This is a genomic window from Geobacter anodireducens (assembly GCA_001628815.1).
In the GTDB taxonomy this organism is placed as follows: domain Bacteria; phylum Desulfobacterota; class Desulfuromonadia; order Geobacterales; family Geobacteraceae; genus Geobacter; species Geobacter anodireducens.
Genome location: CP014963.1, coordinates 2,001,072 through 2,026,940 on the forward strand (window position 1 = coordinate 2,001,072; position 25,869 = coordinate 2,026,940).

Below are 25,869 nucleotides of genomic sequence, written 5' to 3' on the forward strand. Positions count from 1 at the left end.
GTCTCCTTTGCCGATTGAAAGGTTATGCGGTTGGAAAACTGCGCATCAGGTGGAGGCGGATCATGTCCTCGAACTCGGTTTCCCGGTCGCCCCGATAGACCATGGACGAGCCGATCTCCGCGGCGAGAATGGCAGACAGGTACTTCTGGGGCAGTTGGGCGAGGCGGCGGCGGAAACGGGGCTCTGCGACAATGATCTTCGGCAGGTGAGCCAGAATCGCCCGGCGGTAGAGGGGCTGGAGGCAGAGCTCGGGGCGCGTCTGGAAAAACCTGAAGAGCCGGGCGTAATTGGCGTTGATCTCGGTGCTCAGGGAGTCCGATATCTCGGTGCACAGGGCTCCCGGCTGTTCCCGGCGGCGCTTCAGGATCAGCCTGGCCTCGTCGCCGGCCCGCTTCTCCAGGATCCGGAGCACGTCGGCCACGTAGCGCTCCTTGTACTCCATGAACTCCTTTTCCGTCAGGAGCAGATTGGCGATGATCTCGTAGGAGGAGGAGATGACGCCGCACTTGTTGGCCGAGGCGTCGCGCATGACGATGATCCCCTTTTTCTGGAGCTCCACGCGGGCCGCCGGGCTGATGAAGGAGTTGGCCCCCTCCACGATGGCTTGGGCCGAGGGGGTGCCGTCAGGCAGGAGGAATCGGTCCCAGTTGTCCTTGTCGATGGTTTCCGGGCGCCGCCGGCGGGGATGAAGAGATCCGCCGGCACGCTGAATACCAGGTCGCCGAACTCCTTGGAGAATTCGTCCAGTGATATCCACTCCTCCACGAGCCCCGCATCGGCCCTGGTCACGCGCCGGAAGAGCTCCCGCAGCCCCTCGCGCCGGCTGCCGGTGCGGAACAGCATGAACCCGCCCGGATGGAGCGCCGCCGGATCAAAGGCATCCAGGTCCTCCTTCAGCATGATGCGGCCCAATTCGCCGTGATCAGCGCCTTCGGGGTCGCACAGGGCCGCGGTACCGTCGAGGATCAGGCCGATCTTCACCTTGGGGCAGCGCTCCAGCATGATCCGCATGGCATTGCCGGCCACGTCGCCGTTGGGGCCGCCGGTGAACTTGACGGTGAAGGGGTCCTGACGGATGTCGATGCCCAGCTCCGCCATGGTGATCTCGGCGAACGCTACCACGCCGGTGGAGGTGACGCCGTACTTCTTGTGGTTGATCCCCACCCGCTTGCTGGACATGATGCCGATGCCGAGCATGTAGCCGCGCCGTTTGGACATGCTGGCAATGGTCTCGATCATGTTGTCGTGCATGTTCTCGTCGGGACCCAGCTCGATGGGCTCGTCCTCCCGGTAGTAGTCCACCACGGCCGGATGGCGGGCCACGCCGTTGTCGGTGGTGAAAATGTCCAGAAAGGCGGCGGTGATGCCGTACTGGAGTTTGTAAAGACGCCAGGTCTCCAGGGGCCGGTCCTGCGCCTTCAGGTCCGAGACGTCCAGGGCCACCACCAGCTTTGATCCGCCTTCGTAGATGTCCTTGTTCTTCAGGTGCTGGGTGTGGGCCAGGACGAAGTTCTCCCGGAACAGGGTGTTGGCGTTGATGACCAGGTCGTCGGGGGTGCGGCAGATGACCGTGCGCCATCCGCCCCGGGCAATGTCGGAGAAGCCGATGTGGTAGCCGAACCCGAAGCGGCTGAAGAAGAAGGTGACCCGGAAGGGCATGGCCGGGGGCAGGTCCGCGGTGAAATCGGTGCCCAGTTCGGTCAGGTAGGTGGGGTCGAGCCGGAAGGCCAGGGCCTGTTTTTCCAGGACAAAGAAGTTGGTCTTCAGGGTGCGGGTGATGAAGATGAGGCAGCAGTGGAAAATGGTCCTGCGCACCTCATCCAGATAGCGGTGACCGGTGTTGTACTCCGCCACCTCGTGCCGGGTTTCGGCCAGTACCCGCTCGTAGAGCGCGGCCCGGTCCTCCGCGGCCGGGTCGAAACGAGCCCGGAAGAGCTTCGCCAGTTGGAGCGCTATCTCCGGGTGAGCCAGAAAGGCGCCGCGCACGTCGTCAAGGCCGAAGCGGTCGGGCTGGTTGTGGGCCAGGTTGGAATGGCAGAAGGCGATGAAGGCATTGGTGAGAGTGGCGTCCTCGCCGCTCATGAGCCCGGTGATCACGAACTCGCGGTAGGCATGGGAGCGGGTCGCCAGGAGCTGGGTGTTGGACAGTTCCCGCTGGAGCCTGCCGAAGAGCTCGGACCCCCGCTGCAGCACTTCCCCGTCGCGCCGCCGCACATAGAACGTGCCGAGGAAATAGGGATGGATGCCGTTGGAGATGGTCAGGCAATAGGCGCGATTCACGCCAAGGTCGAGCCGGTTGAAAACCTCCATTACCTGAAGGAGGAACTCCTTCTGGGGCGGGTTTCCCACGGCGAAGAAGACCCGCGATTCATTGCCGCCCGTTCCGTCCTCCCTCTCTTCCACATCCAGGTAGAGGCCGCCGCAACGGTTCCCTTCCTGGAGGAGGCGCAGCGCCTGGGCCACCCGGCGCGGGGGGGAGATGCGGACGTAATTCTCATTGTTGAGCCAGAGGATGCGAAGCAGCCGGTCCAGGCCGGCCAGGGCCAAGTCGGGGTAGTATTTCCGCACCGCTGCCGTCACCGTGCGCCGGATGCCCGGAGGAACCTGCACGTCCCTGCCGGCGAGGATATCTTCATTGGTCTTGCGGTCAAACTCGAAACGCTGGATCTCCAGGTTCTGGTCAAGCCCCGGGATGGGGTCGTCCGAGTGGGCGATCATGGCGTAGGATATCTCCCGCTCCTGAAGCCGGCGCAGGGTGTCGTAGAGGGAGCCGGGCTGATCGACCATGGCCATGATCAGGGCCTTGTCCCGGTCGGCCAGGATCAGGCGCCGGTTGCGCCGCAGCATGCCCAGTTCGCGGGTCAGAACGGCCAGGGCCTCGGGTTCGTCCTTCATGGCGATGAAGAAGTAGGGGTTCATCTGCTCGCGAAGCCATTGGCGGTTCTCCGCCCGTTCCGCAGCATGGGTCCTTCCGGTGGTTCCGGCAGCATTCATGGTTGTAGGCTCCTCTCGCTGTCAGACATGCCCCTTGTTCGCGGTCAGCGCAGCTTCTCCTGCACGCTCCGCACCTTGTCTTCCATGGTCTGGTTCCGGTCCGTGCGGGTTCCCAGCTTGATGGTGGTGGTGATGCGGGGCGCGCCCATGCCGTGCACCACCTCGTGGCAGCGCCTGACAGCGGTGAACACGGCATCCCACTCCCCCTCGATGTTCGTTCCGTAGGAATGGAGCGAGGTCTTCAGCCCCGCCTCGTCAAGCACCTTCTGACAGGCCGCCACATAGGGGGAAAGAGAAACCCCCACGCCGATCGGCACGATGCACAGATCAACCATCACGTTCATGCACGCCTCCTTGTCACATCGGATTGTCGGTGGCCGCAGGCTCCTGGTTTTCCCCTTCCGGCATCGGCTGGCCAGGCGGTTCGGGCATCAGGAGTTCCCCGCCGTGGGCAGGGCAGTATTCGACCGGTTCCGTGCCGGCCATGAAAAATTCCTCCCGCTGTTCCGGGCACTCCGGCGCCGCCCGGTACCCCGTGGCAGGATCCACGGCCACGGCAACGACCGTTTCCGGCCGGGCAAAGTCGGCGGCCGGCCGGCCAGCCAGGGCCGATGCCATGAACCCCTCCCTCCCGGCCGGGGCTTGTCGTGGCCGACCCAGATGCCGGTAACGACGCCGGGAGTATAGCCGATGAACCAGGCGTCCCGGTAATCGTCGGTGGTGCCGGTCTTGCCGGCGGCCGGCCGGGCCTGGCTGAACTTCCTGAGCGACTTGGCCGTGCCGTACACCATCACGTCCTTCAGCATCTGGGTCGTGACATAGGCCGCGGCGGGCGAGATGGCCGGGGTGACCGCCGGCGGATTGTCGGTCCAGGCGCGGCGGCGCTTGTCGTAGATTCGGAGCACGGTCCTCGCTTCGGCCCGGAGCCCGCCGTTGGCCAGGGGGGTGTACGCCGAAACGAGGTCACGCAGGGTCACCTCATCGGTGCCCAGGGCCAGCGAGAGGTCGTTGGGCGACCGGAGCGACAGCCCCAGATTCCTGGCGATCTCCACGAAGTAGGGAACGCCGACCGTCTCCAGCACCTTGACCGTGATGACGTTGTTCGAGTAGGCCAGGGCCTTTCTCAGGGAAAGTTCCCCGTACTGCTCGCCGCCGTAGTTCCTGGGCTTCCAGGTCTGATTGGCGCCGCGGACATAGGCAACCGGGGTATCGTCCCAGACGCTCGCGGCAGTGATCCCCTTTTCCAGGGCAGCCGCATAGATCAGGGGCTTGATGGCCGAGCCGGGCTGGCGCCGCGCCAGGAATGCCCGGTCATAGGAGCTCTTGGCGAAGTCCACGCCCCCCACGGCCGCCAGCACGTCGCCAGTGGCGGGATCCAGGGACACCAGCGCTCCCTGGAGGTCGGGCGAAACCCGCTTCACCCCATCCCGCAAGGTCTTTTCGGCCAGTTTCTGCAGGTTCAGATCCATGGCCGCAGTCACTTCCAGCCCCCCCGCCTCGATGACCTGGGGGCCGTACCGCTCCACCAGCAGGTTCCGGATATGGGACAGATACCACGACGCCTGGTCCGGCGGGGTAACGGCCACTCGCTGGCTGCGCAGCTTCTGCTTCTGCCGGGCGGAAATCATCCTGAGGTCTGTCATCCGCTTGAGGACCACGTCCCTGCGCCGCCCCACGTCAGCCGCCTTGCCCAGCGGGTTGTAGCGGCCCGGATTCTTGGGCACACCCGCCAGCAGGGCGCATTCGGCCTCGGTCAACTCATCCGGGTTCTTGTCGAAGTAGACGCGGGCCGCCTGGGCAATCCCCCAGGCTCCACGGCCGTAGTAGATTTCATTGAAATACATTTCTAGGATCTGGCTCTTGCTGTATTTCTTCTCGTAGTCCATTGCCAGCCGGGCTTCTTCCAGCTTGCGCCCGATACTCTTCTCCCCGGAGAGATACTTGTTCTTGATCAACTGCTGGGTAATGGTCGAGCCACCCTCGGCCAGCCTCCCCTTGGCCACATCCTTTACCAGGGCCCGGGCAATTCCCCGCACATCGATGCCGCCATGCTCGTAGAAGCGGGCATCCTCCACCGCCACCACCGCCTTTTGCAGGAAGGCAGGGATGCGGTCGATGGGAACCCAGTAGCGCTTTTCGGGAAGAATCCGGCCCGCAAACCGGCCGTTACGGTCGAAAACTTTGATGGAAGAATAGCCGGCGGGCAGGATTGGATGAGTGGCGATGGCATCCTGGGCCCCGGCCGGCGACGTCAGGCTCAGGGTCAGGACGATAAGTACGATCAGGCAATAGGACAGCTTGGACATTACTCCTACCCTCGCGGGCGGCATTCATCGGTTCAACGGGTGTTCCGCCCGTTGCGGGGCAGTCCGGACCGGTGACGGTGACGCTTGAAGTGTTTACGCTCAAACAGGCACCGCAAACGGTATATGCTTCGTTGAAGGATGTCAAGGGCAGGCACGGCAGGGAGCGGGGGCATTCGGCGCCTGCGGGGAGGCACCGCTGCCCGGAGCGGGAAGAGCAGCGAACGCAGAGGGGATCGCGGTCGCGGAGAGAATCCGGCCCCCCGGCCGGCGGCGGCGTGAGGCCGAACCCGCCGGCAATCCGTCCTTGCCCGTGCGCTACCTCCTCGCCCGGAGGCATTGGTTACGTCAAGTCAGCCCTGTGGGGCTATGGCGATGTCCCGCCGGATCGCACGTCAGCCTGGCCGAGCGGTAATCGCGCCGCGGCAGTTCCCGGCATATCCGGCACAGCGACCGGTCATCCCCCCTGCGGATTCTGGACCAGCACCACCTGGGCAGGCATTGGCGCCGGGAATCCGGCCGCGGCAAGGGCCTCGCGGATCGTGCGGTTACCGTCGAAATAGACTTGCCAGTAATGGTCGTTGTGGCAGTAGGGACGAACGGCAAGCACGGGCCCCACCAGGGTGAAATCGAGGATCTCCACATCGACCGCAGGCATTGACAGCACGTTCGGCACCGCCGCCAGCTTCTCCCGCAGCAACTCCATGGCAGCCACATGGTCGGCGCTGCCGGCCAGTTGGCATTTCAGCTCAACCCGGCGGTAGTCGTTGATGGTATAGTTCTGGATGGTGTCGTTGAAAATCTTGGCATTGCCCACCATGGTCATGACATTATCGGGGGTGTTGATGGCAGTCACGAACAGGCCGATTTCCTGCACGGTTCCGGTGATGCCGCCGATGGTGACGAAATCCCCCACCTTGAAGGGACGCAGCACCAGGAGAAACGCCCCTGCCGCCAGGTTGGAGAGGAGCCCGCCCCAGGCGGCACCCACGGCAATGCCGACACCGGCCACCAATGCGGCGAAGGTGGTCGTCTGCACCCCGAAGTAACCCAGGATCGCAACCACCAGCACGATGTTCAGGGCAACACCGAGGAAATTGCCCAAGTACCGCATGAGACTGGGATCGACCTTCTGCTTCTCAAGGACCTGCTGCAGCATCCGCTGGACCAGATGGATCAGCCAGCGACCGACGATCCAGAAGATAATGGCGGCGATGATCTTTGTCCCGATTTCCGTTGCGTAGGCGATAACAAGTTGCTGATACTGGCCAATGCTGTCCATGCCGTTCCTCCTTGATGTGAGCCGTTCTCCCGGATGGTGCGCACACCTGGAACGGCCGGCTTCCTGCCGGCGCCCGCTCCACCAGGAGCCGTTACTGATCAAGTCTACCGCTAATCGGGTGAATTGCCATTCATTCGGATGTCTCATCTCCCCGTTTCAGCCGGCCCGCGCAACCGGTGATGCTCGACTCCGGCGCCATTGTAGCTACAGAGTCTCGTCTGTTTGGACAAAACTAATTGAAACTCCACCTCCCAATGGGGACAAAAATCGACTATCCTAACAATGTTGTTCAGCCGTTGCGGGCAGCCCTGCGCAACAAATGGCGCGGTCGGGCCGGAGCAGCGGGTGCGGCCGGATAATCCGGCACAGACACGTAGTGAAAAGGTACCGCATCATTCACGGTCAGCACAAACAGAGATTCTTCCGGTCGCAGAACCCGGCCGGACCACTCTCAACCAACAGGAGGCAGCACGGATGATCCCCGAAACATTGATGGAAATACTGAAGCAGGACGGCATCGTCGCCATCGCCACCCTGGGCCAGGACGGCCCGCATCTGGTCAACACCTGGAACAGCTACGTCCGCATCTCCGACGACGGCCGCCTGCTGATCCCCGCCGGCTACATGCACCGCACCGAGGCCAACATTGCCGTCAACCCCGAAGTTCTGATCACCATCGGCAGCAGCAAGGTCAAGGGGCTGCACGGACCGGGCGCGGGGTTCCTGATCAGGGGCACGGCCGCGTTCCTATTCTCCGGCCCGGAGTTTGACCTGCTGAAGGCACGGTTCGACTGGCTGCGCGCCACCCTGGCCGTAACGCCCGGCTCGATCACCCAGACCTGGTAGCATATGGCCCTGCACGACATCTGAAAGGAGAACGGTTTCATGCCCTACGTGAACATCAAGATCACCCGCGAAGGAGCGACGGCGGAGCAGAAGGCGGCCCTGATCAGGGGGGCCACCCAGTTGCTGGTGGATGTGCTGGGGAAGAATCCGGCCACCACGGTGGTGGTGATCGACGAGGTGGATACCGACAACTGGGGGATCGGCGGCGAGTCGGTCACCGTGCGGCGCAGGGCCGGACGCTGACCGTCCGCACCAGCTCCACGTCGGGCAGGTTGGCGTACACGTCCCGATAGTCGTCATGGCGGCGCAGCACCGAGACCACGCAGTCCAGTGGCTCCGACCATATCTCGGGAAGATCGGCTTCCAGGCTGTCGTCCGGCGAGAATGCCAGGCGCTCGACCGGCGGAGTGAACCGGGCATCGATCCCGTCCCTGTTGCCCCGGGGATCGATCCGATACCAGCCATGCGCGGGCAGGAAAACCGCATTCAGGCCGTGCAGACAGTACGGCGCCCCGTGACCGCCCAGGCTCAGCCGCTGATAGCAGAATCCCGCCGGAATGCCGCATGCCCGCAGGAGCGCCGCGAGCAGATGGCTTTTTGCATAGCAATACCCGGTCCGATGGCGCAGAACGTCCGACGCCGTGCAGGTCACGGGGTTGAGCTTATGGTCCCAACTGTGGCGGACGTTGTCGCGCACCCACTCAAAGCATCTTCCGGCAATCTCGCTCTCCGGGCGGCAACCCGCCGAGAGCGCCGTTGCCAGCGAGAGGATGTCCGGGTGGCTCCAGTCAATGATGTCCGACTCCGCCAGGTATCGATCCATCTCGGTCGTTGTCCTTTCAGACGCGGGCTACCCGGGGAGAACGGCGGCGCACAGGTTGCGCACCTCCTGGAGCATCACGAGGTGCGCCCTCTCCTCGGCCATGATCGCCGTGATGACATCGGCATCAAGACCATCGAGACCGGCCGCCGCCTCCGCGTAAAAGGCGACGGCATCGGCCTCCATGGCTATCGCCATGTCCAGCGCCTTGCCCGGGTTCGAGGCGATGACCATCTCGCTCACCACGCTCGCCCGGGGCAGGACCTCCCTGCGCACGCGTTCCGCCGCAGCCATGAGCTCCTCTTCTGTCAGGTTCGGACCGCGCAGCCCCTCCGGCAGTCCCTCCCGCATGCGCGTAAAGGTTTCCAGGTGATCAATCTCCGCCTTTGCCAGCGTGGCGGCCAGCGCCGCGATCCGCCCGTTGCCGCAGCCGAGGGCCAGCGATTCATAGAATGTCCGGCCCCGCCGCTCCAGCTCCATTGCTATCTGCAAGATCACATCCGCAGTAAGCTTCACGGGTTTTATCCTCCTTCCGCCCCACCCTGCGGGTCATCCTGCCCGGCAGTTCCTCCGTGCGCAAGCATATCGCCAGGTTACCCCCGGGACAGATCAACCCCGGCGCATCAAACCTACCGACCGATTCCCCCATGATACTCCTGCAGGCTCCTGACTGACTCCTTCCCCTGCCTGCGGGCGGCAATGCCGTCAGCGGCGGCGATTGCCGCGGCAATGGTCGTAACATAGGGGATCTTGTGCTTGATGGCCGCCTTGCGGATGTACGAGTCGTCATGGATGCTGGCCTTGCCCGACGGCGTATTGACCACCAGGTGAACCTCGCCATTCTTGATGGCGTCGGCCACGTTCGGCCTTCCCTCGTGCATCTTGAGCACGGTCTTCACGGTTACTCCGTTGCCGGCAAGGAACGCCGCTGTCCCCTGGGTGGCCATGATCGCCAAACCAATGGCGGAGAACCGCTGTGCCGCCTCAAGGGCTCCGGCGCGATCGTGCTCGTTGACCGTGATGAGCACTGTCCCCTCCAGCGGCAACATGGCGCCGGCCGCCTCCTGGGCCTTGTAGAACGCCATCCCGTATGACGACGCCATGCCCAGCACCTCGCCGGTGGAGCGCATCTCCGGCCCCAACACCGGATCCACCTCCGGAAACATGTTGAAGGGGAATACCGCCTCCTTCGCCCCGAAATGGGAAACAGCCACTCGGGCCAGTCCCATGTCCTTCAGTTTGGCGCCCAGCATCACCTGCACCGCGATGCGCGGCATCGGAATGTTGCAGACCTTGGAAACCAGCGGCACGGTGCGGCTGGCCCGGGGGTTGGCCTCCAGGATGTAGACCTTGTCGTCGCTAATGGCGTACTGGATGTTCATGAGCCCCACCACCCCCATCTCCACCGCGATCCGGCGGGTGTACTCCTCGATGGTGGCAACATGTTTCGCCGGGATATTGACCGGCGGTATCACGCAGGCCGAGTCGCCGGAATGGACGCCGGCCATCTCGATATGCTCCATCACCGCCGGCACGAAGGCGTCGGTCCCGTCGCTGATTGCATCGGCCTCGGCCTCAATGGCGTTCTGCAGGAAACGGTCGATCAGGATCGGCCGCTCCGGGGTCACATCCACCGCCTTGGACAGGTATTCGCGCAGCATCTCCTCGTCATGCACCACCTCCATGGCCCGCCCCCCCAGCACGTAGGAGGGACGCACGATCAGCGGATAGCCGATCCGCTCGGCAATGACGATGGCATCCTCCAGCTTGCTGGCCATGCCCGATTCGGGCTGGGGTATGCCGAGCTTGCGCATTATGGCGTTAAACTGCTCCCGGTCCTCGGCCAGGTCGATGGTATCGGGCTGCGTGCCGATGATCCGCACTCCCGCCTCCTGAAGCTGACGGGCGATGTTGAGCGGCGTCTGGCCGCCGAACTGCACCAGCACCCCTTCCGGCTGCTCCTTGGCGTAGATCGACAGCACATCCTCCACGGTCAACGGCTCGAAGTAGAGCTTGTCCGAGGTGTCGTAGTCGGTGGAAACCGTCTCCGGGTTGCAGTTGACCATGATGGTTTCATAGCCTGCATCCCTGAGGGCAAAGGCGGTGTGGACGCAGCAGTAGTCGAACTCGATCCCCTGACCGATCCGGTTGGGGCCGCCCCCCAGCACCATGATCTTTTTGCGTTCCGTGACCGCCACGCTATCCGGGGCATTGTACGTGGAGAAGTAGTAGGCCGCATTCTCCACACCACTGACCGGCACCGGCTCCCACGACTCCAGCATGTCGAGGGTGATGCGCCGCTCACGGATCCGCTCTTCGGGAACGTGGAGGAGTTGCGCCAGATAGCGGTCCGAGAAACCGTCTTTTTTGGCCTGAACCAGCAGATCGTTCGGCAGGCGCCCCCATTTGTGGGCAAGAATCCGCTCCTCCAGTTCCACCAGCTCCTTCATCTGCTGCAAAAACCAGGGCTTGATATGGGTGCGGCGATGGAGCAGGTCGATATCGGCTCCCTTGCGCAGTGCCTCGTACAGGATGAACTGCCGCTCGCTGGTGGCCTCGGCCAACAGCTCCAGCAGTTCGGGCAGGGAACGCTTGTTGAAGTCCTTGGCAAACCCCAGGCCATAACGGCCGTTTTCCAGGGAGCGGATCGCCTTTTGCAGCGCCTCCTTGTAGTTCTTGCCAATGCTCATCACCTCGCCCACGGCCCGCATCTGGGTGCCCAGCTTGTCTTCGACCCCCTTGAACTTCTCAAAGGCCCAGCGGGCAAACTTGACCACCACGTAGTCGCCGGAGGGGGTGTACTTCTCCAGGGAGCCGTCCCGCCAGTAGGGGATCTCGTCCAGGGTCAGGCCGGCGGCCAGCATGGCCGAAACCAGGGCGATCGGGAAACCGGTGGCCTTGGAGGCCAGGGCCGATGAACGGGAGGTGCGGGGGTTGATCTCGATCACCACCACCCGTCCGGTCTTGGGGTCATGGGCAAATTGCACGTTGGTGCCGCCGATCACCTCAATGGCGTCGACGATCTTGTAGGCATCGGCCTGCAGGCGATCCTGCAGCTCCTGGCTGATGGTCAGCATCGGCGCGGTGCAGAAGGAATCGCCGGTATGAACCCCCACGGCATCCACGTTCTCGATGAAGCAGACCGTGATCTTCTGGTTCTTGGCGTCGCGGACCACCTCCAGCTCCAACTCTTCCCAGCCCAGGATCGACTCCTCCACCAGCACCTGCTTGATCGGACTGACCGACAGGCCACGGTTGACGATGGTCTCGAACTCCTCCATGTTGTAGGCAAAGCCGCCGCCGGTGCCGCCCATGGTATAGGCCGGCCGGATCACCACCGGGAAACCGATCTTCTCCAGCACCGCCTTGGCCTCATCCAGGGAGTGGGCAATGTCGCTGCGGGCCATTTCGATGCCCAGGCTATCCATGGTCTGTTTGAAGGTCTCGCGGTCCTCGCCGCGCTTGATGGCATCCAGGTTGACCCCGATCACCTTGACCCCGTACTTTTCCAGCACGCCGGCCTCGGCCAGGGCGCTGGACAGGTTCAGGCCGGTCTGGCCGCCCAAGTTGGGCAGCAGGGCATCAGGGCGCTCCTTGTCAATGATCTCGGTCAAGGTTGGCACGTTCAACGGCTCGATGTAGGTCACATCGGCCGTGCCCGGGTCGGTCATGATGGTGGCCGGGTTGGAGTTGACCAGCACGATCTGGTAGCCCAGCTTGCGCAGCGCCTTGCAGGCCTGGGTGCCGGAGTAGTCGAACTCGCAGGCCTGGCCGATGATGATCGGGCCGGAGCCGATAATGAGGACTTTGTGGATGTCGGTGCGTTTGGGCATTGGCGATACACTCCTTTGTGCATAGAGGTTGGGTACCTGTCAGCTATGATCTGGTTCTGTGGGCGCCCGACTCTGCCGTCGCCCCCATGGGGCATACGTGTCAGCGGTCATGGCGCCATTGCATGGCATCTTATCATCCTTCTCCGGTTTTGATCTCCGCGAACCGATCATCCGGGAATTTCCGATGGCAGAGTAAACGGCCGGGGCCCGAGTTGTAAACCCACTCTTCGGTAGCCACAGTCGTCAGGAACGTCCTGCCGCGAGTCACCGCCCGTACGCGCGCTTCCCGCCGCTGTTCCTTCCGGGCCGGTTCATCGCACTCTTCGCCCCCCTGCCCGCGTATGCCCGGACGCCACGACCCTGTCGCCGCAGTAGAACTTCGCCGTGGTGGAGCCGGGCTCCCTGAGGATCGGAAACGTATTTGCCGGCGGGGACTTTTTCTCGCTCTTACGTAAGTGTGGAACTCGTGGTGGCGACCGGTTCGTTACAGGCACTACTGGTCCCGCTGGAGAATGCCAGCGAAATCGATTGCAGCTATAATTGCACAGGATGCCGAGAAAATAAATCGCTTAACAAAGCTTACCCTTGAATAACGCACAAGCTCAGTTATCAACATGGCTGGAGGGCCGTTGCCCCCATAAACATCTTATGAAGTAATTCGCTCGGAAAAGCTTTGGAAAACTGCAGCGCCCCACTTCTTCCCTGCCTTGGATAAGACGCTGTGGTTCGGGATGACCGAGTCGAGATCGTATCCCGGAGACCAGAGCCAGTCCATTCGCTCCGGAACGGTTTTCATCACCTCCCGTTCCGAGCGGACATTTGTAGAAAACGAGAAAGAGCATCAACTTCAATATTATCAGCGAAATGACCGATTCATTGCCGTTGTTGCCGGAGCAATTCTTCACCTCGGCATAGGCAAAATCGAAGTCGATCAATTCATTGACCGTGCGAGGCGGGTGATCGTTTCTGATCCACTTGTCGAGGTTGACACTGTAATGGAATAGGTTGTGCTGAGGTTGTTCCTGTCTTCCCATCATAGCTGGACTCCGGCTGTAACGATGGACAGATTATACGTGCTTAGAACCGGCCTCGTCTTGGTTTCGGCAACAGGCCGTGCCACACCTGACCCGGTATGCAGTGCCGATTCGCTCGTGCCATGTTATGTTGAGTGCTCAATTATGACCCTGAAAATGCGCTTCTAACAGGTCTTTGAAAAACTCACTGTATTTACGTACAATTTGATTCGGTTTTGTGTTATGATGCCGCGCATATCTCACTGATATTACAGGAGAAACAGTATGCGCGGTTTTGAGCAGCAATCTGATGCTCTGTTCGTCTACATCTCGCCGGAATCCTTTGTGCCCAAGGATCATCTTGCGGCCCATCCGGCAGATGGTTGATGTGGCCCTTGATGATCTGTCTCCGGTTTTCTGTCAGATGTACTCCCACACCGGCCGGCCATCGGTTCCGCCAGAGCAATTGCTCAAGGCAATGCTGCTGCAGGTGCTGTACTCGATTCCCAGCAACGTCAAGCTGGTGGAACAGATTCACTTCAGCATCCTGTTCCGCTGGTTCCTCGGTCTCGGTCTTGATGAGCCAGTTTGGGATCACTCCAGTTTCAGCAAGAACCAGGAGCGCCTGATTGAGACCGATGTTGCCACAAAGTTCCTGGCAGCGATCCTTGAGCAGGCCAGAGGCAAGAAGCTGCTGTCAAAAGATCACTTCAGTGTTGACGGTACCCTGATCCAGGCATGGGCCTCCATCAAGAGTTTCAAACCCCGAGATGACGATCAGGAGCCGCCAGCGGGAAAGAATCCGACCCGTGACTTCCGGGGTGAGAAACTGGTCAACGATACTCATGCCTCGACCACCGACCCGGAAGCAAAGCTGTATCGCAAGAGCAGCACCCATGAGGCCAAGCTGTCGTTTGCGGCCCATGTCCTGACCGAGAACAGAAATGGGCTGGTCATGGTCAGCACCGTCACCGAAGCCGATGGCTTTGCCGAACGCGATGCCGCAGAAAAGATGCTTGGCAGCGTTGTCAATGGCAAGCGGCGCATCACGGTGGCTGCCGACAAGAACTACGACACCAAGGGATTCGTCAAAGCAGCTCGTACCATGAAGCGACGCCCCATGTTGCCCAGAATACAGAACGCAACGGTGGTTCAGCCATTGACGGACGCACCACCCGGCACAGTGGGTATGCAGTGAGCCAGAAATTCCGTAAGCGCATCGAAGAAGTATTCGGCTGGCTCAAGACTACCGGCCAGTTTCGGCAGACCCGCTATCGGGGAGTGACCAAAATCAACTGGTACTTCACCCTGGCGGTAACCGCTTACAACCTGGTCCGAATGCGAAACTTGGGGGTTGGTACCGCATAAAGTGGGGAGAAAACCGCCCACAAGGCGAAACCGGGCCGAATAATCGGCCAAAAAGAGTTTCAAAGAGCAAGATAACCGCAGAACAAACAACAAAATCAAACTGAGCCGTCCCGAAAAATCTCTCCTGGAGGTCATGGGGGCAAAAACAGGGAGTTTTTCAAGACCCTGCTAAGGGTAAAAAACCCTCTGAAATAGATGTAATTGTTGAAATATCGGCAGGCTGGCTTGGCCCGACCCGTTTCACGTACGGGTCGGCTCGCCGCACTTCTCGATCACCCCTGCCCGCGTATCTCCGGGCGCCACGATCCTGTCGCCGCAGTAGAACTTCGCCGTGGTGGAGCCAGGCTCCCTGAGGATCGGAAACGTCTTGGCCGGTGGAGGGTTCTTTTCGCCTTTGCGTGAGTAGTGGGCGACCGTGGCGGTCGGTTCGACACCGGCACCAGTGACTCCGATGGTGAAGACCAGTGAAAAGATCACTGCCATAAGTGCACAGGATGTCGATCGGGTCAATCGCTTCACAATATTCACCTTACTGAGGCTGCCCCGCCCCTTGCGGGTCTGTCCAACGGCTGAGCATGGTTACTGCCGTATTATGGGTTGACAGCTTGTAGCCAACTGGCTACAGTATAATCATGATTGAAATCCGCAAAACCGAACTGTTTGCCAAATGGCTTGACAATCTTCGTGATGTAAAGGCCAAGGCTCGGGTCCTCGTGAGGATTGAGCGGCTTGCGTCCGGAAATCCCGGAGACGTCAAACCGGCGGCGATAAAGGCAGCCAGTCTCGGGATATCAAGGCGGCAATCCGCCTCGCACAGAACCTATAGGAGGTGAACATGACCAAAACCGCTACCAGTCGCTATGACGTCGCCGAACATCTCCGCACTCCGGAGGAAATGGCCGCCTACCTTGAAGCCTCCCTCGAAGAGGCTAATGGCGATGCGACCTTCATCGCCAAGGCACTCGGAGACATAGCCCGCGCCAAGGGGATGTCGCAGGTTGCACGAGATGCCGGTCTTTCCCGCGAAAGTCTTTATAAGGCACTTTCAGGAGAGCGGGTTCCCAGCTTTGATACCATCCTTAAAATCATTGCGGCACTTGGACTTAAACTGCACGCAGAAGCCAGGTAACCTGCTGATAGCAGGAACTCCTGAGGGTCGGACCTCGCTAACCAATTGAAACTACATCGTAATCGTCCCAAAAGAATGCATTTCCAGGGCTTAGAGCCTCATTTTTGCCGGTAAAATGGGCATGGTAAGGCTCCGCATCCTCTCTCAGTAAACTCGCTCCGTCCACCTGTTCTTCCAGCTTCCGTCCCTTGGCGCTGCACCCCATCTTCCGTTGCGTGTCTGTGATAAAAGCCGAACTGCCGACTGCAATGCTTTCGGTCCAATGGCCTTCCCGATTCATGCCCTTCTTCAGTGCATCCTCAACCCATTTACGGTGCTGTTCGGCAAAACTCCCGTAATCCGGGAAACCGCAAGCATCGAAAAGACTGTGCCTGTCGATAATGGCGTATCGGTCCGGCGGATTCTGAATCTCGTTGTATCCGTTCATTTCCCATTCCGCTGGATGCGTTACGACACCGGCGCGGACCATGTTCAGATCGATGTAAACGAGGCAACGGACGAGATGCTCGTTTCTCTCGATCGCGGTTGCGTGGTACCGATCTTCCCAGAACGCCCCTTTTCGATCTTTCCGCTGATTGAATTCCTGCGCGGTTCTTCCGGCGATCAGTTGGATGCTCTTTGCCACGACCTCTGGTTTCGTATCCACTACCAGCAGATGAACATGATTTGAGGTGACGGCATAATTCAGAACCTGCAGCCCGAACCGCTTCTTCGCCTCGAAGAGCCAGTGCAGCCACCGACGCCGGTCTCTGGCAAACTTGAGAAGAAACTCTTTCTTGTGACACCGGTGTGTGATGTGCCACACCTGACCCGGTATGTAGTGCCGATTCGCTCGTGCCATGTTAAGTGCTCGATTATGACCCTAAAAATGCGCTTCTAAGGGTAAAAATCTCCCAAAATTGAGGTGTAATTGTTGAAATATCGTTATGTTAGCTTGGTCCGACCCGATTCACGTCACGTAATTGAGGACCTGCAGCCCGAACCGCTTCTTCGCTTCGAAGAGCCAGTGAAGCCACCGACGCCGGTCTCTGGCAAACTTGAGAAGAAACTCTTTCTTGTGACACCGGTGTGTGATGTGCCACACCTGACCCGGTATGTAGTGCCGATTCGCTCGTGCCATCTTCTTAAATGCTCGCTTTTAGCGGTGAAAAGGTGGTTCTAAGGGGGAAATTCGCCCTAATATTTAAAGAAAACAACGTTGCATCATTTGGTTAGCTTGGTCCGACCCCGGAACCTTCCGATCCATCATTTGGTTAGCTTGGTCCGACCCCGGAACCTTCTGATCCGAGACCTGGTCCACGCGCTTTGTTGGAACCTAAGTTATCCATTTACCAATGACTGGTACCTTTGGTTCCCGAAGTCCCTTTGGCCTTACCTAAACAACCATCGCTGAACAAGTCTTGTATAGCGGGGCATCACCACGTAAACCATGAGAAAAACGACTATCCCGGTCACGGCCAATGTAGCAAGGAGATGGTTGTCCGCAACGCCCAGGTATTGCAGGATGGGAGTAACGACCAGAGGCATGCCCAAGGCCAAAGGATAGATGGCGGACCACGTCAGCAGACACTGTTTCCAGCGCACCGGCACCTTGACCTTTGCCCCTGCAGGAGTGAACCAGAAATCCAACCCGCTACTGATAAAGAAGTCGTCGTCCGTAGCAAGAAGTGGCCGAACCTTTTCTATCAATCGGGCCCGCGTCGATGATTCCATCCACTCCCGCAGGTGCGTTTCGGTATCGAACCGGATTACGATGGTATAAGTTTCGGACAATCCGGGTATCGGACGGACGATGTGCCAGTCCAAATGACCGGGTGAGGCTTTGCTCAAGGGCGAAATTTCCTCGAGCCACCGTTCGTATTCTTCCTGCCTGCCTTCACGCAACCTGTGCGTAATTACTACCGTCGCTCCTTCGCCTGTCTTCTCGTCGTTCATTGGACCCTACCTCGTAACTTTGCTAAACCAAAAGCCATCAACGCGTTACCTGTGAGCCAGAGGGACATTGTTGAAGTTGTTGACTTATTCCCTCTGCTGCACCAGAACAGCCACGCCCGTAGAAGGGGTTCAAATAAGTCAACAACGGCAACTACGTCCCCTTGGCGCCTGCTCCAACGGGGCGGGAGAACACCGGCGGTTTTAGGCCGGTGCTTCTGCCTGGTTAGTGCTTAAAACTTATGTGCTATTGTCCACAGCATTTCTTGTATTTTTTGCCACTATTGCAAGGACATGGGGCGTTTCTAGGTATTTTAGATGTTTTTAGAGAAGTTGATTGTTTCTGTAATTTAATGTTTTTCTGGTCTTCAAGTAGGTGTTCAATAAATTTATCCTTAATGTCCATATCCTTCTTGAAGTACGAAGTTTGTATCTGAATAGCTAATGCTATGAGTGCTATCAACACAGCTATCCATTGTGCTGAATTATTGATTGCTGGTAGGACGTCCGAAAACCATTTTGCTACGTCCGAATCTTCTTCATTGATTTTATTGATTACTTCTTCACGTGAAGAGGCTTGTAAACGGGCAGATTTCAGTATTCGATCAAGGACGCGCAGTTTGTCGAGACTAGTTTGAGGACCAGTCAGAAATTGAATTGTCTCGTTAGCATAACTATACGTTCCGTCAGGGATAAGACCAGTACCACCGCAGGATGGGCAAGGCCCGACTCTCGTGTTGGTCATTTTAATTTTTACAGACCCAGGTCCACCAATGAAGTTAGCTATGTTAAATATTGTGCTGCAACCTGGATTTTCACAAAAGGCAATTAGCTCATTCATTCTTCACCTTTCTTGGTGCGCTAACGTCGTGGGGGCGCAGCGGCGGAGCGTCAGCGGAGCCCGTCTGCCGCCGCCTTGTTGGTTGTGTCTTTGATTATCCTTGCGCCGTCACCCTTGATGAATATCCTTGTCGGCCGACTTTTTACCGCTAGTTCGATGACTGGTAAAATTGCTTCTTTGTATTTAACGACGGTGAGCTGATCAAACGGAATAGAGATGGCTGGAATCCATCCCCAAATTCCGGTGGGGATGAGGCACAATTCGTTTGGGGTTATCCTGAGGTTGATGCTGTATCGATATCCGGCTGGAATTACTCCGTGAATGATGTCCACAACCGAAGACTCTTCGACCACTCCGCCAACTGAGCAAAGGCCTTCGAATTGCTTTTTTAGCCTTTTCAGGGATGTTACCGTGAAAAGCCAATATAGAAGCGCAATCGCTACGAATGCTCCAAAAATCAAGAAATTCATCTTCTTCCTTTTTCAGCCAACGGGCCGGGAGATCACCTGACGGCTTTTTGGTCAGGTGCATCTTCCTGGTTGAACATTTATTGTTTCTGTTGCCTATGAAGCCTTACGGGTTTGGGTTTGGATCAGCAGTCACGTTATCAAGCAGTATTTCCAACTGTGCCATGACTGATTGTGGGAGTTCGATGTTATGTGGTCTGACAACCGCCTCTATCAGCTCTCTACTCCACCTCCATGACTCACAATAGGCTCTGCACAAAGGAACACGTTCAGCGCTGGCCGTACAAGTCAGGTAGCGACGATATGCATTACCAGAAAGGTCGATCTCGAGACCCCGCGAAGGAGTCGGCCAATGGTCAGTCTCCCCTTCATGAAGTCGAGCCAGCTTTAGCAGATTTTCGTGCGCCTTGCCCAATAAAGCCCATGCACGAGCGTATTCGCCTCTATTGAGAAGATTTGCGCCGAACAGCATCAGGTTGATCAGGTTAAGGGACAGACCCTCTACCAGTTCAGCCCCTTCACGTTTTGGAGGCCCTCCCACAAGCAGCCGCGCATACTGCGACAATTCGCCTTCTCGATCCAGCAACACCGCCGCTTCAAGCGAAGGAAACCACCCGTATCCCTGCCAGCCGGCAACAACCGACTGCTCCGAAGCCCGCATAAAGTGGAACTCGCCACGCACGCCGTTCTCGAAAAGTGCTGTGTGGTGGCCGAAATCGTCCAGGAAGTAAGCGGCAACCGGGCTGAATGAATTGAGCCATGAACGCTGATCGAAATCATTTAACGAGTCGTCGCGGATGAACACCGCGAATTCTATATCCGAATATTGATCACCCTCGCCGGTTGCGAACGACCCGAACATCAGCGCGGACACAACGCGAATGTCCTGGTGACACTTCTCACGGATATTCTCAATCATTTTCTCTTGAAGCATGCCCTCTCCTTTACAAAATAATTCCTGTTCTTCTTTTCACTGATCAGGCAAGTAAAACTGCATCCGCGCACAGCCAGAAAAGCTTCTCGCGTATGGTGGTATTTGATTGCCATAAACGTTCATCCCACTCCACGCAGGTCAGATCGTCCCCGCCATATAATATCTGTCCTAAAGTTACACCACGAAATTGTGCAACTGCCATCATGCCGGCGCTTTCCATTTCTACAGCAAGACAGCCTTCTTCTTTTCTTTTGGCTATTCTATCCGGCGTCTCTCTGAAAGGTGCATCGGTCGTCCAGGTTTTACCGACAAGATGCGTAATGTTCTTTATATTCAAGGTGTCCTCAAGCGCCTTCACCCCCGCTGGGTTCGCAAAGACTTCTCGGCTTGGTGGCAGGTAATGATATGAAACGCCTTCGTCGCGGATTGCGCTGGATACAACCATTAAGCTCCCAACGCTCATATCTTTATCAAGAACTCCACATCCTCCACAAACCATAAATTTCCGACCACCATAAGCAATGACCTTTTCGAGCAGACCCGCAGCCAGTGGTGCACCAATACCTGGATGAAAGAATGCCAACCTCTGGTCGTTGTATTCAATTTCGTAAACCGGATGAGGTCCATCCTCCCACAAGTCTGTTACCAATACCTTTGCATTGTGTTCGATGACAATTTTATCGATCACTTCTCTGAAAAAACAGATTACACAACACTGAGGCATATCCAGAGGCATGATAACCTTTGAAGGTTCAATAAAGGCAGTGCGGGTTGGGTCATATTCAAGAATTGGAAATATCATCCACAAGCCTCCATGGTTCAACGGGCCGGGAGATCACCGGCGGTTTTAGGCCGGTGTATCTTCCTGGTTATGCATTGCCGTCCGAATAGGTACCATGACCGTGCACAGCCTCGATCCTGTTTTTGATTTTGGTTCTGAAGTCATTCGAATTTGTCTTTGACCAAGTGATACAGTTGTATTGTCGTATGTCGAAGTGCAGGTTTTCAAGGTCGTCTTCTCTGCAAGTCCAAATCACCTCCAACTTTAAACCTTTTGCGAATCCTGCCTCAAAATACACTCCGCCTCGATGACCTGTAAAATCAGCGAGGACGAAACGGCTTTTCCTGATTTGAGCAATGATTTCATCATCAATTTTTTCATTGTGCTCGCGTTGATCGACTCTGTGAGGCTTGTAACCCGCGTCAAGGATTGCAGGGGCAATGATGTTGTCATAGATTTCCTTCATCTCATCTGCAAACCACATTGCTACAAAACACTGATTACTGTCCGGTGAATTCCGCTTTAATGTTTCTAAGTGAGCCCAGCCTTCTGGAGCTACTTTAAGTCGTAATGCGTCAATAACCCCGTAATCTTTAATTCGTTCGGCGGCTTTCAAAAAGTTGATAACTTCACTGAGTTCTTCAGCATTGATGCACCACCCACGACTAATCCAATCTGTCCTTTCCTCGATGTACTCACCAGCATATGAGGTGTCTTTTTCTAAGCCTAATAAGAACTTATTTGCCTGTTCGTGGAATGAAGGAGGTGGGAGATGAGATAGTTGATCTATATTTGCGGTAGAAATCTCGAAATCTGGGTTCTCGTTGAGCCACCCTGAGATATTTGCTCTTTGCCTTGGACTCAACTCGGTATTTCGTAGGTTTACGAGTGCTGTACGAGTGATAACGTATCTTCCGCAACGAGGGCAATTTACGGATGTTGCATCTCTCGCTCCAGTGCGGGCATAGGTCATATCCTCGCTACAAACTGGGCATGGTTCCATTTCTTTATCCTTTGCATAACGGGGCTGAGGCTGACCGGCGGTTTTAGGCCGGTCGTGCCGATGGTTAGTCATCACAGTCCCTCAACTTCAGGAGGGAATATGTCAGAAATAGATTCATTTGGATTTGCACCAAAAGCGGGGCCGTTTGGCTTGTCCGCTACTGATCGTCTTTTTGGTAACATTCACGCAGCAAGGCTTTTACTTGCTGAAACAACAACAGAATCTTTTGATAAAAACAAGGTGCGTCTTGAGCGAATCCTCGAACATGCGGCTTCTTGGTTTTCTCAAGTTATTCCCCTAGATGATGTTGGCGGCCACGACGCAACTTAGAGACAAATTCCGAGAGCCTTGAATAACTGTCGGCATATCCCCCCATATCTCCTCCGGCAAATATCCATTTCTCTCCGTTCCATTTTGCGTCTCTATTGGTTGCTTTTCCTTGGTCCATGTGGACTACTTCAATATCAGCAATTGAGGTATCTTGAAATTCTTGGCAAACGACACATTCGCGGGACTGAACCCAAATCCATTGTCCGGGGTACACTTTTGGTTTTTCCATTTTGTCTCCATTATTTTTCATTTTGACTAACGCCATAAGCCTGACCGGCTTGTTTTTGGCCGGTCGTGGCGCTGGTTGGAACTGATTACTTCTTTAGCAAGCGGATAACTTCGCTTAGCAAGAAGTCGACATTATTGGAAAAATCAATTTGTGTTACGTTTGGCAGTGACTCTGATTTGCGAATTTGGGAGTGCAGGTAGTAATCAGAAATTTTCCTGGAACTGTTTTCAAGGTTTTGCATTGCCTCTTTGAATGACTTTGCACCTGAATAGTTGTTGGCGACTTGCTGAAAGCTTGAACTCCCAAAAATCGGAGGCACATGATCCAATATTGCTCGTGTTAACATTACCATCGACAAGTAACACTCACCCGCAAAACATATATTTAACTCTTCACACAAACGAATAAGCTTTGAAAGATCGAAGCTTTCACTTGAGATAGTTTTAAGTTCATTGATTCTGTCTGGATCAACGTAGGCCCGAGAAGTTGTATTCAATTTAATTTCTTTTCTTCCGATTTGCATTGCCTCATTTTGAATCTGGCTGGAGCCGACAACCCTTTGATTTGTGCACGAAGTGGCAAGTTCCCAAGCCATCTGAGCCTTTGTTGGACTGTCAGCCTAAACATAGACCATGAAGCTGGGTCATCGTAGTAACCGCCGCCCATCACTAAATTTGAATTACCCTGCGAAGCCCAATCAGCAGATAAGCCAGAATCAGGGAACTTGTCATTCAACCAACGCCCGACTGAGCTAACCCATCGGTTATACTCACTGTGTGTTTGGACCGGCTCATGTTCATCTAAGAAACGTTGTCCCTTGGCTACCAAATTGTCTAGTCCATCAAGTTTCATATGATTCTCTTTTTCTGTTCCAACGGGTCGCGGCGTGACCTGCGCGGCGGTTGCTTCGCCGCGAGAATCTTCCCCCGATAAAGTAGACACGGGTTATGCCATGCTCCACTCATACTCCTCCGGCGACAGATAGCCAAGAGAGGAATGCGTCCTTTTTGAGTTATAAAACTGAATGTAACTCCGAATGTGGTTCGAAAGTGCCTGCACGTTGGCGAACTTCGCGCGGTGGATGCCTTCGGCTTTCATTGAATGAAAGAACGATTCGATCGTCGCATTGTCCGTCATCTTCCCGCCGAGACGGTTCATGCTCTGGACGAATCCGAGGCTGGCGAGCCGGTCGCGGAAGGTGTAGGCACAGTACTCGGACCCGCGGTCACTGTGGAATATGGTCCCCGGTTGCGGCTTGCGATGTTCAACGGCGTTGTTGAATGCCCTGAGTGTGAGATCGGTATCCCTCCACCTGCTCATGGCCCAGCCGACGATACGCCGGGAGAACTTGTCCAGGACGACGGCGAGGTAGCGCCATTTGCCGCCTGCTCTGAGGTACGTGACATCTCCGGCCCACACCTGGTTCGGTCCGGATGGAACGATTCCATAGCTGTGGTTCGGGATGCCGTCGAAGAACTTCTTGACGCCAGGTTTAAGCCGGTAGATCCGCGCACAGCGAGCCTTGATGCCTCGGCTGCGCATCAGCCGCTCGACACGCTTACGCCCGACATGGATGCCATTCTTGCGCAGTGCGTCGTGGTGTCAACGGGAACGTAAAAGTGTACCAGTTTCGGGAAATGAAAAGTGTACCACCCTCTGGGAGAGAACGTCTCAATCAGGGGAAGCAGAAATTATAGCGTCACCTCCTTTCTGGGAGAGTTGTTTGGCGAACGCGTGACCCTGGAGCCGATAGCTGTGCCCCTTGATGTTGATCACCCGGCTATGGTGCAGCAGTCGGTCAAGGATGGCCGACGCGATGACCGGATCGCCAAAGAGTTCCTGCCAGTCGGAGAAACTCTTGTTTGAGGTAATGATGGTCGAGCTCTTCTCGTAGCGGTAAGTCACGAACTGGAAGAAGAGATAGGCCTCCTGGCTGGAGACCGGGAGATAGCCGACCTCATCGACGATGACCAGGCTGGAGTTGAGGTAGGCCTTCCCCTTGGCCTGGCTCTCCTTCAGTTTGGCGATCAGGGTGTGCATTGTGGTGAAATAGACCCTGAAGCCGTGATAGCAGGCCTTGATAGCCAGAGCGATGGCGAGATGGGTCTTGCCGACGCCGGGCGGGCCGAGAAAGATGACGTTCTCGTGTTTGTTCAGGATGGTCAGGTCGAACAGTTCCATGACCGACTTCTTGTCCAGATGGGGATGGAAGGTGAAGTCGTACTCTTCAATGGTCTTGGCCATGGGGAGGCCGGCGATCTTCATGGCGGTATCCACGCGGCGCTTGTCCTTGGCCGCCACCTCTTCCTCCAGGAGCTGGTCGAGGAACGAGAGGTACGAGCCGCCACTGGCTTGGGAAAGAGTGGCAACGTCATCGAGGATCTCCACCGCCTTGAAGAGCTTCAGCCGTTTCAGGTTGTCCTGGAGGCGATCAAAGGTCAGTTGCTCCATGATGCACCTCCTGCGGCGGCATAGCGGTCATATTCGGCAAGGGGACGGCGATAGACCTCGGGATAGAGGGTGCGGGTCACCAGTCCTCTGGTTGCCTTTCCCTTGTCCCTGCCATAGCGGGGCGTTTGTTGCTGAGTACGATCCGGCCGGGACGGAATGCCGATGGTCTGCCCCTTGGTCTCCGGAATCTCATAGACGGCCAGGAGATCGGCATCGTGATAGATGCGGATGATGCCGCTCTTGACCTTGAGCAGCACCCTTTTGCCGACTACGTGAGGAGAAACATAGAAACGGTTGCGGCCGAAGGAGACGAGGCAGTCCTTGTACACCTTGCGGAAGAACTTGAGAGAAGTGTCGTAATCGGAAGCGGGAAGCGGCCCCAGGTGCGGGATCTCCTGTTCCCAGCGCAGCTTCACCTGCTGCCGGTAGGTCCCGTGAATCCGTTGGTGGGCCGTTTCAGCAATCCAGGCACTGATATCGTCATTGGCCTGGGAGAGAGAACGATACGAATAGCCTCGCCAGAAGCTTTCCCGCAGGTAGTCCATGGGGCGCTCCACCTTCCCCTTGACCCATGGGCTATACGGCGGGCAAAGCCGGGGCGTGAAACCGTAGTGCCGGGAGAAATGGAGAAACTCCAGATTGAAGGTCGGTTTGCCGTTCTCCCGGCCAATCACGACGTGCTTCATGTTGTCGTAGAGGATTTCGGCCGGCACGCCGCCAAGCTGCCGGAATGCCCGCAGGTGGCAATCCATGAAGGATTCCATCGTGCAGCGCTCAACGAACTCGACATACATGGCACGGGAGAAGCCGAGAACCATGACAAAGGCATAGACCGTGGTGGTCCTGCCTGAGCTGTCGACGATCTTGAACTCGCCCCAGTCCACCTGGGCCTGGAGTCCCGGCTCCGTCTCGAAGCGGGTGTAGGCGATCCGGCACTTCTGCTCTTTGATAGAACGGACAAACACCTTGACGGTGTCGTAGCAGCCGGCATAGCCCATGCGCTTGAGGCGCTCGAAGATCCAGGTGGCCTGGTAGTCGTCCTCGTCGAGGAAATCCCGGATGATCTGGTGATACGGTTCAAGGATGGATGGCTTGGCAGACTTGCGCGTGTAGGTGGGAAAGGAGCTGCTTTCCAGATGCTTCTTTACCGTTTTGCGATGGATGCCAAGTTTTTTGGCAATCCACCGCAGGCTGTGGCCCTGGCGCTTCAATGCAACAATGTCCATGTACACCTCCGTGGAGATCATCGGCATCCCTCCTTTCATGAGAAGGGATACCATGGTTTCGGGGTGGTACACTTTTCGTTACCGCGT

The 25,869-nt window shown here is 57.2% G+C and carries 18 protein-coding genes and 6 pseudogenes; 5 read left to right on the top strand and 19 right to left on the bottom strand.

Translation table 11 applies throughout. From position 1 onward, the window contains the following. Positions 1–22: 22 nt before the first annotated feature. The 4 genes and pseudogenes from A2G06_09135 to A2G06_09150 form a co-directional block, all read right to left on the bottom strand. Positions 23–2,994 (bottom strand): annotated as a pseudogene (locus tag A2G06_09135) (amino acid dehydrogenase). Positions 2,995–3,038: 44 nt separating this feature from the next. Then, positions 3,039–3,338, bottom strand: coding sequence for a hypothetical protein (locus A2G06_09140; protein ANA40429.1), 300 nt, complete (start codon positions 3,336–3,338; stop codon positions 3,039–3,041). 13 nt (positions 3,339–3,351) lie between these two features. Continuing rightward, positions 3,352–5,300, bottom strand: a pseudogene (locus A2G06_09145) (penicillin-binding protein). 454 nt (positions 5,301–5,754) lie between these two features. Next, entirely contained in the window at positions 5,755–6,579 is an 825-nt protein-coding gene (locus A2G06_09150) for a mechanosensitive ion channel protein MscS (GenBank protein ANA40430.1), read from the bottom strand. A 474-nt stretch (positions 6,580–7,053) separates the two neighbouring features. Here A2G06_09150 and A2G06_09155 point away from each other — a divergent pair, with 474 nt between their 5' ends. Beyond that, on the top strand, positions 7,054–7,425 hold the full coding sequence (locus A2G06_09155) for an FMN-binding protein (GenBank protein ANA40431.1): 372 nt from the start codon (positions 7,054–7,056) through the stop codon (positions 7,423–7,425). A gap of 39 nt (positions 7,426–7,464) precedes the next feature. Further along, on the top strand, positions 7,465–7,668 hold the full coding sequence (locus A2G06_09160) for a tautomerase (protein ANA40432.1): 204 nt from the start codon (positions 7,465–7,467) through the stop codon (positions 7,666–7,668). On the opposite strand, the gene A2G06_09165 is transcribed toward A2G06_09160, so the two are convergent. From A2G06_09165 to A2G06_09180, 4 genes are all read right to left on the bottom strand, one after another. Next, the gene (locus A2G06_09165) at positions 7,640–8,248 is read right to left on the bottom strand and encodes a Cro/Cl family transcriptional regulator (protein ANA40433.1); all 609 of its coding nucleotides are present in this window, start codon (positions 8,246–8,248) and stop codon (positions 7,640–7,642) included. The two genes, A2G06_09160 and A2G06_09165, sit on opposite strands and share 29 nt — an antisense overlap. A gap of 27 nt (positions 8,249–8,275) precedes the next feature. Further along, a complete protein-coding gene (locus tag A2G06_09170; protein ANA40434.1) occupies positions 8,276–8,761 on the bottom strand; it encodes a rubrerythrin family protein in 486 nt (161 codons plus the stop codon). A gap of 113 nt (positions 8,762–8,874) precedes the next feature. Further along, positions 8,875–12,078 carry a carbamoyl phosphate synthase large subunit gene (carB, locus tag A2G06_09175; protein ID ANA40435.1) on the bottom strand — a complete coding sequence of 1,068 codons (3,204 nt, stop codon included), beginning with the start codon at positions 12,076–12,078 and terminating at the stop codon, positions 8,875–8,877. 602 nt (positions 12,079–12,680) lie between these two features. After that, the gene (locus tag A2G06_09180) at positions 12,681–13,115 is read right to left on the bottom strand and encodes a hypothetical protein (GenBank protein ANA40436.1); all 435 of its coding nucleotides are present in this window, start codon (positions 13,113–13,115) and stop codon (positions 12,681–12,683) included. A gap of 261 nt (positions 13,116–13,376) precedes the next feature. Here A2G06_09180 and A2G06_09185 point away from each other — a divergent pair. Next, a pseudogene (locus A2G06_09185) lies at positions 13,377–14,459 on the top strand (transposase). Between the two features lie 246 nt (positions 14,460–14,705). Here the strand turns inward: A2G06_09185 and A2G06_09190 are convergent. Then, a pseudogene (locus tag A2G06_09190) lies at positions 14,706–14,978 on the bottom strand (hypothetical protein). A 113-nt stretch (positions 14,979–15,091) separates the two neighbouring features. Here A2G06_09190 and A2G06_09195 point away from each other — a divergent pair. Both A2G06_09195 and A2G06_09200 read left to right on the top strand, forming a co-directional pair. Continuing rightward, positions 15,092–15,285: pseudogene (locus tag A2G06_09195) on the top strand (hypothetical protein). 9 nt (positions 15,286–15,294) lie between these two features. After that, the gene (locus tag A2G06_09200; protein ID ANA40437.1) at positions 15,295–15,588 is read left to right on the top strand and encodes a transcriptional regulator; all 294 of its coding nucleotides are present in this window, start codon (positions 15,295–15,297) and stop codon (positions 15,586–15,588) included. Between the two features lie 37 nt (positions 15,589–15,625). On the opposite strand, the gene A2G06_09205 is transcribed toward A2G06_09200, so the two are convergent. From A2G06_09205 to A2G06_09250, 10 genes and pseudogenes are all read right to left on the bottom strand, one after another. Beyond that, complete coding sequence (locus A2G06_09205) at positions 15,626–16,429, bottom strand: transposase (GenBank protein ANA40438.1); 804 nt, start codon at positions 16,427–16,429, stop codon at positions 15,626–15,628. A 117-nt stretch (positions 16,430–16,546) separates the two neighbouring features. Beyond that, a pseudogene (locus A2G06_09210) lies at positions 16,547–16,708 on the bottom strand (transposase). 251 nt (positions 16,709–16,959) lie between these two features. Further along, positions 16,960–17,523: an antibiotic biosynthesis monooxygenase gene (locus A2G06_09215; protein ID ANA40439.1), complete on the bottom strand. Its 564-nt coding sequence runs from the start codon at positions 17,521–17,523 to the stop codon at positions 16,960–16,962. An 888-nt stretch (positions 17,524–18,411) separates the two neighbouring features. Continuing rightward, complete coding sequence (locus tag A2G06_09220; protein ANA40440.1) at positions 18,412–18,831, bottom strand: hypothetical protein; 420 nt, start codon at positions 18,829–18,831, stop codon at positions 18,412–18,414. Positions 18,832–18,934: 103 nt separating this feature from the next. After that, on the bottom strand, positions 18,935–19,762 hold the full coding sequence (locus A2G06_09225; GenBank protein ANA40441.1) for a DNA polymerase III subunit beta: 828 nt from the start codon (positions 19,760–19,762) through the stop codon (positions 18,935–18,937). 43 nt (positions 19,763–19,805) lie between these two features. After that, the gene (locus A2G06_09230; GenBank protein ANA40442.1) at positions 19,806–20,564 is read right to left on the bottom strand and encodes a hypothetical protein; all 759 of its coding nucleotides are present in this window, start codon (positions 20,562–20,564) and stop codon (positions 19,806–19,808) included. A gap of 67 nt (positions 20,565–20,631) precedes the next feature. Further along, on the bottom strand, positions 20,632–21,027 hold the full coding sequence (locus A2G06_09235) for a hypothetical protein (protein ANA40443.1): 396 nt from the start codon (positions 21,025–21,027) through the stop codon (positions 20,632–20,634). 2,023 nt (positions 21,028–23,050) lie between these two features. After that, complete coding sequence (locus A2G06_09240) at positions 23,051–23,647, bottom strand: hypothetical protein (protein ID ANA40444.1); 597 nt, start codon at positions 23,645–23,647, stop codon at positions 23,051–23,053. Positions 23,648–23,776: 129 nt separating this feature from the next. Next, entirely contained in the window at positions 23,777–24,556 is a 780-nt protein-coding gene (locus A2G06_09245; GenBank protein ANA40445.1) for an AAA family ATPase, read from the bottom strand. Next, the gene (locus A2G06_09250) at positions 24,544–25,803 is read right to left on the bottom strand and encodes a hypothetical protein (protein ID ANA40446.1); all 1,260 of its coding nucleotides are present in this window, start codon (positions 25,801–25,803) and stop codon (positions 24,544–24,546) included. The genes A2G06_09245 and A2G06_09250 overlap by 13 nt, the downstream gene beginning before the upstream one ends. Positions 25,804–25,869 lie beyond the last annotated feature (66 nt).

Excerpts from the sequence above, each read along its gene's own strand:
- A2G06_09155 (ANA40431.1), top strand. The coding sequence starts at position 7,054 with ATGATCCCCGAAACATTGATGGAAATACTGAAGCAGGACGGCATCGTC.
- carB (ANA40435.1), bottom strand. The coding sequence starts at position 12,078 with ATGCCCAAACGCACCGACATCCACAAAGTCCTCATTATCGGCTCCGGC.
- A2G06_09230 (ANA40442.1), bottom strand. The coding sequence starts at position 20,564 with ATGATATTTCCAATTCTTGAATATGACCCAACCCGCACTGCCTTTATT.
- A2G06_09220 (ANA40440.1), bottom strand. The coding sequence starts at position 18,831 with ATGAATTTCTTGATTTTTGGAGCATTCGTAGCGATTGCGCTTCTATAT.
- A2G06_09200 (ANA40437.1), top strand. The coding sequence starts at position 15,295 with ATGACCAAAACCGCTACCAGTCGCTATGACGTCGCCGAACATCTCCGC.
- A2G06_09215 (ANA40439.1), bottom strand. The coding sequence starts at position 17,523 with ATGAACGACGAGAAGACAGGCGAAGGAGCGACGGTAGTAATTACGCAC.
- A2G06_09235 (ANA40443.1), bottom strand. The coding sequence starts at position 21,027 with ATGTGGTTTGCAGATGAGATGAAGGAAATCTATGACAACATCATTGCC.
- A2G06_09160 (ANA40432.1), top strand. The coding sequence starts at position 7,465 with ATGCCCTACGTGAACATCAAGATCACCCGCGAAGGAGCGACGGCGGAG.
- A2G06_09205 (ANA40438.1), bottom strand. The coding sequence starts at position 16,429 with ATGGCACGAGCGAATCGGCACTACATACCGGGTCAGGTGTGGCACATC.
- A2G06_09225 (ANA40441.1), bottom strand. The coding sequence starts at position 19,762 with ATGCTTCAAGAGAAAATGATTGAGAATATCCGTGAGAAGTGTCACCAG.
- A2G06_09250 (ANA40446.1), bottom strand. The coding sequence starts at position 25,803 with ATGATCTCCACGGAGGTGTACATGGACATTGTTGCATTGAAGCGCCAG.
- A2G06_09240 (ANA40444.1), bottom strand. The coding sequence starts at position 23,647 with ATGCGCAGCCGAGGCATCAAGGCTCGCTGTGCGCGGATCTACCGGCTT.
- A2G06_09140 (ANA40429.1), bottom strand. The coding sequence starts at position 3,338 with ATGAACGTGATGGTTGATCTGTGCATCGTGCCGATCGGCGTGGGGGTT.
- A2G06_09245 (ANA40445.1), bottom strand. The coding sequence starts at position 24,556 with ATGGAGCAACTGACCTTTGATCGCCTCCAGGACAACCTGAAACGGCTG.
- A2G06_09150 (ANA40430.1), bottom strand. The coding sequence starts at position 6,579 with ATGGACAGCATTGGCCAGTATCAGCAACTTGTTATCGCCTACGCAACG.
- A2G06_09180 (ANA40436.1), bottom strand. The coding sequence starts at position 13,115 with ATGATGGGAAGACAGGAACAACCTCAGCACAACCTATTCCATTACAGT.
- A2G06_09165 (ANA40433.1), bottom strand. The coding sequence starts at position 8,248 with ATGGATCGATACCTGGCGGAGTCGGACATCATTGACTGGAGCCACCCG.